Origin of the sequence: Agathobaculum desmolans ATCC 43058 (assembly GCF_000701665.1) — a bacterium.
In the GTDB taxonomy this organism is placed as follows: domain Bacteria; phylum Bacillota; class Clostridia; order Oscillospirales; family Butyricicoccaceae; genus Agathobaculum; species Agathobaculum desmolans.
Map to the genome: position 1 here is coordinate 53,100 of NZ_JNJN01000008.1, position 11,308 is coordinate 64,407.

Sequence of the window (11,308 nt, forward strand, 5' to 3'; positions counted from 1 at the left end):
GCAGCTTTATTTATGATTTACGCATATTGCACATCTTGCTGCGAAGCAGGGAGGCTGCCGCGCAGGGATCGTCTGCCTGCATTACGGCGGAAACAACAGCGATGCCTGCGATCGGGCTGTCCGACAGGACATTCATATTATCGGCAGTCAAGCCGCCGATGGCAACGACCGGGATGGGGACAGCGCGGCAGATAACATTCAGGGTGGAAACCGGCGTCAGCCGGGTGGCAACACGGGTGGAGGTGGGGTGGATTGCGCCGGTACCGAGATAATTTGCACCGTCTTTCCAAGCGGCCAGCGCGGCTTCAACGGTCTTTGCTGTTGCGCCGACGATTTTATCCGGCCCGAGCAGGGTGCGGCATACGGCAACCGGCAGGTCGCTTGCGCCGACATGCACACCGGCAGCATCACAGGCAAGTGCAACATCCACCCGGTCGTCGATGATCAGTGGAATGTTATGGTGGTCGGTCACCTGCTTGACCTGCTGCGCCAGCGTGAGAAAATCACGGCCGCCGGCCTCTTTTTCGCGGACTTGGATCAGTGTTGCACCGCCCGCGCAGGCCTGATCGACTGCGTGCAGCAGGCTTTCCGTGGTATGGCCGCTGCGGTCGGTGATTACATACAGGGTAGGATCGAATTGCATGGCAGAAGCTCCTCTTTTATAAATGGATGGTCAGCAGCCCTTCTCCCTCGGTCATACTGCCGAGGGCTGTGCCGTTCGGGGCGAAGGCGGTGCTGTGACCGATAAAGGTTCCGGCGGCATATTGATCCACGCCGAGAACGGTCATGTGGTTTTCAATGGCACGGGCGCACAGCAGGGTGCGCCAATGCAGCCGCTTGTCCGGGCCTTCGGCCCAGCCGGCGGGCACATATAAAATATCGGCGCCGCCTGCACGCTGGGCAGCGGCAAGAGCGGGAAAACGCAGCTCAAAGCAGGTGATCACACCCAGCTTGCCACAGGGGGTATCGATGGGGACAAAGTCCGTCTGACCGGCGCGGCATTCCGCAGATTCCCGGTAACCGAACGCATCGTACAAACGCTGCTTGCGGTGCGCTCCGCGCAGAATACCGCGGTCATCCAGCACAACGATCGTGTTGTAGGGCAGGCTGTCCGTGCGTTCGTACAGACCGGCGGCAAGCCACAGACCGGCCTCGCGGGCGATTGCTCCGAGCGCGGATACAAATGCGCCGTCCAGCGGTTCGGCAGCCTCGCAGTTTTGTGACTGCCTGTTCGTTTTTGCATAAAACATACTGTATTCTGGAAGAAACAGCATAGATGCACCTGATTGTGCAGATTCCTGTGCATAAGAACGGATGCGGCACAGGTTCTCATCCTTGCGGTCGGATGCACCGAACTGGGCGAGCGCAAGGGTCATGATTCCCATCCTTTGCACACATCCACCCAAGCTTGAAAGGCGGAAAAGCGTTCCAGTTCGGGAATGGTCAGTTCAATGGCAGAGTTGGCGGAGCCGCAGGCCGGAAAGACGGTTTCGAACCGCCGCAGCGAGGCATCCAGAAATACCGCGACACCGTCTGGAATGCCGAACGGGCATACGCCGCCCACTGCATGACCGGTTTCAGGCTCCACCTCATCAAAGGTGAGCATTTTGGCCTTGCAGCCAAAGCTTGCCTTGTATTTGGGGTTATCGATTTTGGCATCACCGGCAGCAACGATCAGGATCACGCCGTCCGGGGTGCGGAAGGACAGGGTTTTGGCAATACGGGCCGGTTCGCAGCCGACGGCCTGCGCTGCCAGCGCAACCGTTGCTGAGGAGCTGTCAAAGGTCAGGATACGGCCGGCTGCGTCAAATTGCTGCAGCCAGCGAGTCGCTTTTTCAATGGACATGGTCAGTCGCCTCCGATGGATTCAGGGATGGTGTCGATCAGATGCTCGCACAGGCGGCGCAGATAACAGGCGGTTTCGCTCAGCGCCAGACACAGCACGAGCCGGTCGTTCGGGTCGTCCGGATCGGCAGGCAGATGCTCGTGCAGCATGGGCGGCAGCATGGTGCGCAGATGCTCCTTTTCCTGCAGCAGGCGGGTGTAGCAGGCCTCAAAATCCACATCCTCCCGCCCGGTCAACGCTTTGATATCGCTCAGCCGCAGGGTTTGCTTGAGATGATAAACGCAAAGAAGCTGCATGATTTGCTCACGGGTGTATTTTTTCCCGCGCACGGGCGTCATCAGCCCTTCTTTCACATAATTGTTGATCATGGTTTTGGTCAGCAGCTTATCGGACGGCGTGCGTTTGGTGCCAGACAGATACTGCTCGAACAGGGAAAGCACCTGATCCATATACAGCTCCAGCCGGGGAACGTCTGCCGGGTGGATATCACGGTCGGCAAAGACCGCATCGATCGCTTCGTTGAGCCGGGACATGGCAGTCACCTCATTTCGTATCTATTATAAGCCATGTCCCTGCGGAGTGCAAGCCCGACACGGGCGTTGTGTACGGCGTGCGGGCGTGCTATAATACAGATGGGTAGAATATAAACCATATTATGAAAATCAGGGGGGAGCAAAATGAAAAGAAATAAACGGAAAATGCTGCTTATGCTGGCGGTTTTGCTAGCTGTGATGACATCTGCGGTGCCGTTTTGTGCGGCCGTGCATACCCAAACGATGCCGGTTTTGATGTACCACGATCTGACGGAAGATCCTGCTGCTGTAAACAGCCTGACGGTGACAGGAGAACGGTTCCGGATGGATATGGAGTTTTTGCAGGCATATGGCTATACCCCCCTGCTGCCATCGGAACTGGCTGCGCTGCGAAAAAACGGCGGTGCACTGCCGTCCCGTCCGGTCATGATCACGTTTGATGACGGATACCGGTCGAATTACGAGATCGCATATCCGATTTTACAGCAGACCGGGATGAAAGCGGTGATTGCCGTATTGGGCGGGAATGTAGACCGCGCCACGGCTGCCGGGGAGCCGCGCGGCTTTATGACATGGGACGAGCTGCGTGAAATGGCAGAGAGCGGTTTGGTCGAGGTAGGCTCGCATACCTATGGGCTGCATAACGGGCAGTACGGCGGATCGCTGGCGCCGGATGGGATCAACGGCGTGATGCGCCGCCGCGGTGAATCACAGCGCGCCTATCGTGCACGTGTGGGCGGCGACCTGCGGCGCAGCATTGACGGCATTGTGCAGCATACCGGGCAAAAGCAGGTGTGCTATTTCGCCTATCCGTTTGGTGCATATGACAGTTGGATGCAGCAGATGTTGGAGGAAAATGGCGTATCGGTCAGCGTGGTTACCAAGGCGGGCGCAGCAGCGCCGTTGGTTTCACTGCACAAAATGCCGCGCTATGCCGTGCGGATGGATCAGCCGGTATCCGCTTTGCTGCGGCGGGCTGATTCTGCGGTGCCGACGCTGGCGGCCATATCGGTCAACGGGGCGCAAAGCCGGCTGCCTGCCTATCATGTGGACGGTCATCATTTTGTGCGCGTGCGGGATGTGGCTATGCTGCTGCGGCAGACCGCGAGCGGGTTTGACGTGCAGTGGAACGCGGGGCAGCGTCGGGTTGAGCTAACGTCGTTTGCGGCATATACCCCGCTCGGCACGGAGCTGCAGCCGCTGCCGCAGGGGACAAGGCGGCTGCAGTCGCTTCCCACGCCCACAATGGTTGATGGTGCGGCGCATATGGTTGCATCCTATCAGGCGGAAGGCGTTACATATTATAAACTGCGCAGTTTAGGTGAACTGTGCGGTTTTGCGGTAGATTGGAACAGCGAAGCACATCTGGTGGAGGTGACTGCGTAGGCGCGGTGCAAAAGAATACAATAATCCCGTCGAAAACGTTGGTTTTCGACGGGATTTCAATTTTACAAAGCAGATTTGGGAGCAGGATGAAAAAAACTGGCATATGCGGAACGTCCTGATTTGCAGGGTACAGGTATAGGGATCGTAGAAAGCGGGTTATAATAAATTTGACAAAAGCCTATTGCAATTTCAAAACATTGTAGTATGATATAAATCAATAAGTAATTTTCAATACTATATCATGCGAGGAGAGATCGATATGCCGCGTGCATTTATGAGGGCAAGAGAACCGTTTTCCAGTTATTCGCACTTTGTTGGGGCTGTGCTCAGTGGTGTGGGATTACTGGCCATGCTGCTGCGGCTGTTATCTGAACCTGCGGTAACCGGACAGCTGGCAGCCGCTGCTGTGGTATTCTGCCTGTCGCTGATTGCGCTGTACGCTGCGAGCAGCGTATATCATTTTTCCGGGCGGAGCGGCGCTGTGCTGCGGCGGCTGAAAAAGCTGGATCACAGCATGATCTACGTGCTGATTGCGGGCAGCTATACACCTATCGTATTGCGGTATATGCCGGCACCGCGCAGCTATGTGTTTTTGAGCGTAATCTGGATGATCGCATTGGCGGGCATCGCAGTCAAGCTGCTTTGGATCGATGCGCCGCGTTTGCTGGGGACAGCGCTGTATCTGGCGCTTGGCTGGGCGATCGCATTTGATTTCGGTGTGGTGTTGTCCATGCCGGTACCGGCAATCCTGCTGCTTGCTGCAGGGGGCATCGCATATACCATCGGCGGAGTGATCTATATTGCCAAAAAACCGAATTTGGGACCGATGCTTGGATTTCACGAGCTGTTTCATCTGTTTGTGATCGCCGGAAGTATTTTTCATTATTTTATGGTTTTTCTCTACGTTCTTTGAGCGAAAATAATGTGCTGCGATTTGTTCACCGATGCTTGACAAGTAGACTTCATCAGTATATAATCCTAATAAGATTTAATACTAATTGAAATGTAGGTGAGATTTATGCAGACCAGAAATACGGTGCAGCGGCAGATCGTACTGCAAACCGTGCTGCGGATGCACGATCATCCCACCGCGGATAACGTGTATGAAGCCGTAGCGGCGGAGCATCCGTCCATCAGCAAAGCAACGGTTTACCGGAATTTGAATCAGTTGGCTCATCAGGGCGAGATCCGCCGGGTGCCGGTGCCGAACGGAGCTGACCGGTTCGATTTTAATACAGAGGAGCATTTCCATGTGCGCTGTACCAGCTGCGGTGATGTGTATGATGTAAAGCTTCCGCATATGCAGGATCTGATCAGTCAGGTCGAGGATTCCTGTGGTGTCGAAGTGCAGCGGTATGATATCCTGTTTGAAGGGGTCTGCCCCGCATGCAGGAATCGTTCTTCCGAGGCGGACGGCAGACCTGCCGTTTGATTTAATTTTGTACGAAGGAGTGCAGTATCATGGCAAATTTGAAGGGCAGCAGAACGGAAGCAAACCTGAAATCCGCTTTTGCAGGCGAATCCATGGCGTTCACCAAGTACACATATTATGCCTCTAAGGCAAAAAAGGACGGATACGTCCAGATCGGTAAGTTTTTTGAAGAGACTGCGGGCAACGAAAAGGAGCACGCGAAGATCTGGTTCAAGCTGCTGGGCGGTATCAATGATACGGCGGCAAACCTGTTGGCGGCAGCCGAAGGCGAAAACTATGAATGGACGGATATGTACGCAGGCTTTGCCAGGGAGGCACGTGAAGAAGGCTTTGAGGATATTGCCTTCCTGTTTGAGCAGGTCGGGGCGATCGAAAAAGAGCATGAGGAGCGATATCGCAAGTTGCTTTCCAATGTGGAGAATAAACTGGTGTTCTCGCGTGATGGCGACTGCATCTGGCAGTGCTCCAACTGCGGCCATATTGTGGTAGGCAAGCAGGCGTCGGAGGTTTGCCCGGTTTGCGCACATCCGCAGGCATATTTTGAAATCAAGGCAGAAAATTATTGATTGGAGCAAAACAGCCGGTTTATCGGCAAAAAAACACCGTGGAATTTTCATTCCACGGTGTTTTTTATTATCCTGCGGCAAATAAGGGGGTGGAAAAGTAACGCTCGGCGGTATCCGGCAGCACGGTAACAACCGTTTTGCCCGGACCGAGCTTTTTCGCCAGCTGAATGGCGGCTGCAACATTGGTACCGCTGGAAATTCCGCACATCAGCCCTTCCAAACGGGCAAGATCCTTGGCGGTTTGAATCGCTTCGTCATCGGTTACGATATACAGATGGTCGTAAATCTCGTTGTTCAGATTTTTGGGGATCACGCCGTCGCCGATGCCCATCTGCAGATGGGTGCCGATCGAGCCGCCCGACAGGATCGCCGCGTTCTCGGGTTCGACCGCCCAGATCTCAAGCTGCGGGTTCTGTGCCTTGAGCACCTCGCCAATGCCGCTGATGGTACCGCCCGTACCGAAACCAGAGCAGAAGCCGTCGATCGGTCCGCCGACCTGCGCCAGTATTTCGGTTGCCGTGTGGTGCCGGTGTACCGCCGGATTGGCGGGGTTATCAAACTGGCCGGGAACAAAAACCCTTGGGTCATTTTTAGCCATTTCGTCTGCAATGTGCTGACATTCAGCAATACAATCGCCAATATTACCGGCATCATGTACCAGAATAACTTCTGCACCGTAATGCTGCACGAGTTTGCGGCGCTCCTCGGAAACTGAATCCGGCATGATGATCTTTACAGTATAGCCTTTTACCGCGCCGCACAGTGCAAGGCCGATGCCCTGATTGCCGCTGGTTGGTTCGACGATAATGGTATCGGGACCGATCAGACCGCGGCGCTCGGCGTCCTCCACCATATTCAGTGCCGTGCGGGTTTTAATGGAGCCGCCGACATTCAGGCCTTCAAATTTGACAAGCACCTCGGCGCAGTCTGCCGGGACCATGCGGCTCAGACGCACCATCGGCGTATGGCCGACTGCTTCCAGGATGTTGCTGCATACCATTGAAAATCTTCCTCTCAAACATGTCTATTCATTATTATAGCACAAAGTTTTGCATAAGCATAGTACGGATTGACTAAAAGCTGTCAATCCGACGGCATTTTTTAGAGTATATGCAGAGAGGAGGTGAAGCGTGATGCAAATTTCATTTCAGCAGGCACATCGGGGCAATTATCTGCCGGCCTCGCGCGACAAAGAGGATATCCGCTATCTGGTGATCCATTTTACGGCCAATAACGGCGATACTGCCCGCAATAATGCGGATTATTTTGCCCGTGAGACGCTTTCGACGTCAGCGCATTATTTTGTGGATGAACGGGAGGTATGGCAAAGTGTGGCTGATCGCGACATTGCATGGCACTGCGGCACGCGGGGGACGTATTATCATCCCTATTGCCGCAATGCAAACAGCATAGGGATCGAGCTGTGCAGCCGCATACAGAATGGAAAATATTATTTTATGCCGGAAACCGAGCAGATGGCTGCGGCACTGGTGCGGCAGTTGATGGAGCGCTATGCGATCGCGGAGGATCATGTGCTGCGCCATTATGATGTGACCCATAAAACCTGCCCTGCGCCGTATGTAGAAAGTGCGGCGGCATGGGAGGTATTCAAAAATCGATGCAAGGAGGCGGATGATATGACAGAAGCACAGGTGAAACGGCTGATCGAACAGAGCAAAACCGTGTACCGGTCAGCAGAGGATGTACCGGCATGGGGCAGACCCACGGTGGAAAAGCTGGTGCAGAAGGGATGGCTGCAAGGGGAGGAACAGAGTCTGAACCTGTCGGACGATCTGCTGCGCACGCTTGTGATCAATGACCGCGCCGGTCTGTACGGCGCATGATCTGCCCACGGGACAGTTTGCAAACGGCTTCCGCTGTGTTACAATGGAAAACAGCAAACAGCGGAAGGAGAGGGCGGTATGAATACATTGCACATCGTCCATGATTTTTTGCGGCGGCAGGTCAAGCCGGGAGCGTTTTGTATTGATGCAACGGCCGGAAAAGGGCGGGATACAGCGCTGCTGTGCCGCTTGGCCGGATCGGAGGGACGGGTGTTGGCATTTGATATCCAGCCTGAAGCGGTTAACCAAACACGTGCCTTGCTGGCGGCAGAGGGATGGCAGGCCGAGGTGATTCAGGACAGCCACGCACATATGGCGCGCTATGCAGCGCAGGAAAGCGTGGACTGCATTGTATTCAATTTTGGCCGTCTGCCGGGGGGCGATCCGAAAATATTTACCACGGCGGATTCCTCCCTGCCCGCAATCGAGACGGGGCTGCGGCTGCTGCGACCCGGCGGCGTAATGGCACTTGCAATTTATTATGGCAAAGAAAATGGATATGATGAGAAAAATGCAATTTTATCATATCTAAAACACATAAACGACCGAGCGTTTACTATTTTGAGCTGCGATTGGATCAATCGGGAGAACGATCCGCCGCTGCCGGTTTTTATCTGGAAAGAGAAAAGCACCTGTGCTATAATAAAAGAATCATAACACAGAAATAAGGAGGAATCGCTATGCCGTGGTGTCCCAAATGCCGTGCAGAATATCGGGAGGGAGTTATCCGGTGCAGCACTTGTGATGTGCCGTTGGTCGATACGCTGCCGGAATATACGGCAGAGCCGCAGCAGGAGACTGCGCTGCCCGACGGGATGACAAAGCCGATCGCTGTATTTACTGCGGCTAATCGTCTGGAGGCAGAAACGGTTTGTGAGCTTTTGCGCACACAGGGGATCACGGTACTGGATCGGCCGGCAGCGTTCCGGCAGATACAAGCGTATGCAGAGGCGGATGCCCGCTTCGGCGTGGAGATTCTGGTAGATGCAGCGGACACTGCCCGCGCCCGTGTGTTGATCGACGAGATGAAAGCAGGTTTGCAGGAACAGCCGCCGGATGAAGAAGAGCTGGCCCGTCTGGCGGAAGAGCAGGCGCTGGAGATGCCGGCGCAGCAGGCAGAGGATGATGCGTCCTTTCGGCTGCTGCCGGTGGTGGCGGCAGTAATCGCCGCCGCGCTGGTGCTGCTGTACTTTGTGACAAACCGGATGTAAGGAGGGGGAGAAGATGCCCTGGTGTCCCCGCTGCGGCTGTGAATTCCATGACGGTGTGCAAAGCTGTAATACCTGTGGTTTACCGCTGCTCGATCATATGCCGACTGAGGAGGAGCGGCAGGCGGCTGCTCTGCCGGGTGACAGACGCTTTTGGAACCGGCAACGGCTGCTGCGCATCCTGCGCGCATTGGTTATGGTGCTGCTCGCATTGGCGGCTGCCTTGGTACTTGCCGGCCGGTAAAAAGTAGCTGGCGGTGTATCGGCTGTGCTGCGGATGAAAACTGTAAAATAAAACGGAGTGCTGTGGCACTCCGTTTCAGTTTGTCGAAAAAGTTTTCGCACGATCGTGCGCATCCAATAGAAAATTGCAGCAAGCTGCGATTTTCATAAAACAAATCGCCCGAATATACGAACTCTTTATAAGCTATTAAATGTCCATACAGCATGGTGTTGCCCGTGTTTTATGGAACTTTTCAAGGAAGATACTTCACATTTCTTCGCCCCGCTTTTTATAACTTTGCCGTAAAAAGTGGTATATAAAGTGGTAAACCGTTTTCTTGAAGTTATGCGATCAATTTTACCACTTCTGCCTTTACAGCATCCAATGATACATGCGCATAAAGGTTCAAAGTAATGTTGATATCCGAATGTCCCATAATATACTGTAAACTTTTCGGATTTATATTTTTATTCACAAGCCGGGTGCAGAATGTATGCCGCAGCACATGCGGGGAAATTTTCGGAAGCTGTTCCTCGTGCGTCCTGTTATACTTCTGTACTGCACGGCACAATGCTTCCTGATAGTGGTGTGCAGAGTATGGCTGCCCGGATTTATTGACGAACAAAAAATCACTGTACCCGTCTATTGTAAACGCTTCCGGTTCGCCCCGCCTTGCTAGCACACATTCAAACGCTTCGCGGGCTTCTGCACTCATCGGCACTTTGCGGATACTGCTCTTGCTTTTCGGCGTATCAATATAATAACCGCTGCCGCCCTTTTCCCAGCAAAGTTGGTGGTCGATATTGATAAGGCCGTTTTCAAAGTCTATATCCTGTACCGTCAGCCCGCAGAACTCGCCAATCCGCAGTCCTGTCCTTAACAGGATCAGGATTTCGTTGTAATAACGGTCATACGGCTTATCCTGCCTGATGAAGTCAAGCAGCACCCGTTCCTGTCTTTCTGTCAGGGCAGACCGCACATTAACCTCGTTCCTTATCACAGTGTTAAGTGCAAAGTCAAACGGATTTTTCCGCAGCCACCCATCAGACACCGCCATTTGAAATGCGGCCTTGAGCGACCGTCTGGTATTGTTGATCACACGGTAGGAAAGCCCTTTCCCCTGCATCCGCAGCGCCCATTCCTGCGCATCAGAAGGCTTCACACAGGAGATCGGCTTTGCACCAAGCAAATCCTCTGCTATCAACTTGGCCGTGTACTGCCTGTTTCCTTTTGTGCTGCGCTTGACATTGCTCCGCAAGGTAGTAAACCTCGTATACAGCTCACCCACTGTCATCCTGCTGCCGGATGTACTGACGCCATCCGAGAGATTTTTCCGTATCTCCTGCTCCTTGTCGCGCAGGGCAACGCAGTCCCGCTTCCCGGCAGGTATTTTGTCCGTTGCAACCAGCTTCCATGAGTAGACGGACTGCGGTTTCCCGTCTGCATCCACATATTTGTAAAGGTATCTTCCATCTTTTCTTTGGCTCTCCCCAGTCCTGAGTACGCGGTTTTTGGAATCGCGCCGTTTTTCCGACATGGTATCGCTCCTTTCCGAATTTCAGGGAAAGAGCCTTGATACGACACAATGATTATACCACAGCAGCAGTAAGAGTACAGCCCTTTGTCCTGTATTTTATGTGGTATTTCGATTGGCGTATCAAGGCCCTTTTTTATATTACGTCCAGCGTATCGATCACCTTTTCAAACTGACGGCGCTTAATCTGGATGCGGTTGCCGTTCCGGATCAGCCACGGCGCATCCGGATTTTCCTCTGCTAATCTGCGCAGCTTGTTTTCCCCGATGCGGAAATAGCAGGCCGCTTCCTTGATCGTCAGCGTGTATTGTTCATAGACCGGGATATAGATTTCTGCCATTCGGCCACCTCCCACAACATTGCTTTTTCCCATTCCCGAAATAAAAACAGCGGTACAGGTGCAGGCATTTTGCAAACGCCCGCAGCTATACCGCTCCCTTGGTCTGGTTCTTCATGACTGTATTCCCTTTCAAAGGTTCAAAATGGTTTGCGGTTTTGCTGCTTGCTCATTACTTTTAATCGTCCCTGTGAGGGGGTAGATACTGCTTATTTGATAACCATATCCTCAATATTGCTTGTCTGCTGCTCTACAATGGTTTTCAGCCTGCTTGTCAGTTCCTTTGCCTGATATATCCCTTCCAAATGGTTTGTCCCGTTCTTCTCGTCGATCATACGGACGGCCTTGATCGTCCCTATCGTCTGTTTATCTATCCAGTTTAAGGTACGTTCCAAATCG

Annotated in this window: 16 protein-coding genes; 8 read left to right on the plus strand and 8 right to left on the minus strand. The window is 53.6% G+C overall.

The genetic code is table 11. The annotated features are described in order from the left end of the window. Positions 1-10 precede the first annotated feature (10 nt). From thiE to T363_RS0103845, 4 genes are read right to left on the minus strand one after another with little or no spacing between them, the layout of a single operon-like run. The gene (gene thiE, locus T363_RS0103830) at positions 11-643 is read right to left on the minus strand and encodes a thiamine phosphate synthase (protein ID WP_031473405.1); all 633 of its coding nucleotides are present in this window, start codon (positions 641-643) and stop codon (positions 11-13) included. 16 nt (positions 644-659) lie between these two features. Continuing rightward, the gene (locus tag T363_RS0103835) at positions 660-1,385 is read right to left on the minus strand and encodes a nitrilase-related carbon-nitrogen hydrolase (protein ID WP_078096899.1); all 726 of its coding nucleotides are present in this window, start codon (positions 1,383-1,385) and stop codon (positions 660-662) included. Beyond that, positions 1,373-1,846, minus strand: a complete 474-nt coding sequence (locus T363_RS0103840; protein WP_031473409.1) for a YbaK/EbsC family protein — start codon at positions 1,844-1,846, stop codon at positions 1,373-1,375. Before T363_RS0103840 ends, T363_RS0103835 begins: the two co-directional genes overlap by 13 nt. Before the next feature lie 2 nt (positions 1,847-1,848). Beyond that, entirely contained in the window at positions 1,849-2,379 is a 531-nt protein-coding gene (locus T363_RS0103845; RefSeq protein ID WP_034971564.1) for a DUF1836 domain-containing protein, read from the minus strand. A gap of 144 nt (positions 2,380-2,523) precedes the next feature. Between T363_RS0103845 and T363_RS0103850 the strand changes: the two genes are divergently transcribed. From T363_RS0103850 to rbr, 4 genes are all read left to right on the plus strand, one after another. Next, positions 2,524-3,765, plus strand: a complete 1,242-nt coding sequence (locus T363_RS0103850; RefSeq protein ID WP_031473413.1) for a polysaccharide deacetylase family protein — start codon at positions 2,524-2,526, stop codon at positions 3,763-3,765. A 259-nt stretch (positions 3,766-4,024) separates the two neighbouring features. Next, entirely contained in the window at positions 4,025-4,678 is a 654-nt protein-coding gene (gene trhA / locus T363_RS0103855) for a PAQR family membrane homeostasis protein TrhA (RefSeq protein ID WP_031473415.1), read from the plus strand. Positions 4,679-4,783: 105 nt separating this feature from the next. Next, positions 4,784-5,197 carry a Fur family transcriptional regulator gene (locus tag T363_RS0103860; RefSeq protein ID WP_031473417.1) on the plus strand — a complete coding sequence of 138 codons (414 nt, stop codon included), beginning with the start codon at positions 4,784-4,786 and terminating at the stop codon, positions 5,195-5,197. A 29-nt stretch (positions 5,198-5,226) separates the two neighbouring features. Then, positions 5,227-5,763: a rubrerythrin gene (gene rbr, locus T363_RS0103865; protein WP_031473419.1), complete on the plus strand. Its 537-nt coding sequence runs from the start codon at positions 5,227-5,229 to the stop codon at positions 5,761-5,763. 67 nt (positions 5,764-5,830) lie between these two features. Here the strand turns inward: rbr and cysK are convergent, their stop codons facing one another. Then, entirely contained in the window at positions 5,831-6,763 is a 933-nt protein-coding gene (cysK, locus tag T363_RS0103870) for a cysteine synthase A (RefSeq protein WP_031473421.1), read from the minus strand. Between the two features lie 133 nt (positions 6,764-6,896). On the opposite strand from cysK, the gene T363_RS0103875 reads away from it, so the two are divergent. The 4 genes from T363_RS0103875 to T363_RS0103890 all read left to right on the plus strand — a co-directional run bounded on the left by T363_RS0103875 (position 6,897) and on the right by T363_RS0103890 (position 9,059). Beyond that, complete coding sequence (locus T363_RS0103875; RefSeq protein ID WP_051643071.1) at positions 6,897-7,607, plus strand: peptidoglycan recognition protein family protein; 711 nt, start codon at positions 6,897-6,899, stop codon at positions 7,605-7,607. Positions 7,608-7,685: 78 nt separating this feature from the next. Further along, positions 7,686-8,264: a tRNA 5-(aminomethyl)-2-thiouridylate-methyltransferase MnmM gene (locus T363_RS0103880; RefSeq protein WP_034971566.1), complete on the plus strand. Its 579-nt coding sequence runs from the start codon at positions 7,686-7,688 to the stop codon at positions 8,262-8,264. A gap of 23 nt (positions 8,265-8,287) precedes the next feature. Next, a complete protein-coding gene (locus T363_RS0103885; RefSeq protein WP_031473427.1) occupies positions 8,288-8,818 on the plus strand; it encodes a putative signal transducing protein in 531 nt (176 codons plus the stop codon). A gap of 13 nt (positions 8,819-8,831) precedes the next feature. Next, the gene (locus T363_RS0103890) at positions 8,832-9,059 is read left to right on the plus strand and encodes a hypothetical protein (RefSeq protein WP_031473429.1); all 228 of its coding nucleotides are present in this window, start codon (positions 8,832-8,834) and stop codon (positions 9,057-9,059) included. A 322-nt stretch (positions 9,060-9,381) separates the two neighbouring features. Here T363_RS0103890 and T363_RS0103895 read toward each other — a convergent pair whose 3' ends face one another. The 3 genes from T363_RS0103895 to T363_RS16215 all read right to left on the minus strand — a co-directional run. Then, on the minus strand, positions 9,382-10,575 hold the full coding sequence (locus T363_RS0103895; RefSeq protein WP_031473431.1) for a site-specific integrase: 1,194 nt from the start codon (positions 10,573-10,575) through the stop codon (positions 9,382-9,384). A 133-nt stretch (positions 10,576-10,708) separates the two neighbouring features. Continuing rightward, entirely contained in the window at positions 10,709-10,912 is a 204-nt protein-coding gene (locus T363_RS0103900) for an excisionase (protein WP_031473433.1), read from the minus strand. Positions 10,913-11,118: 206 nt separating this feature from the next. Beyond that, positions 11,119-11,308 (minus strand): hypothetical protein (locus tag T363_RS16215; RefSeq protein WP_031473434.1); only part of this gene is annotated, 190 nt, incomplete at its 5' end.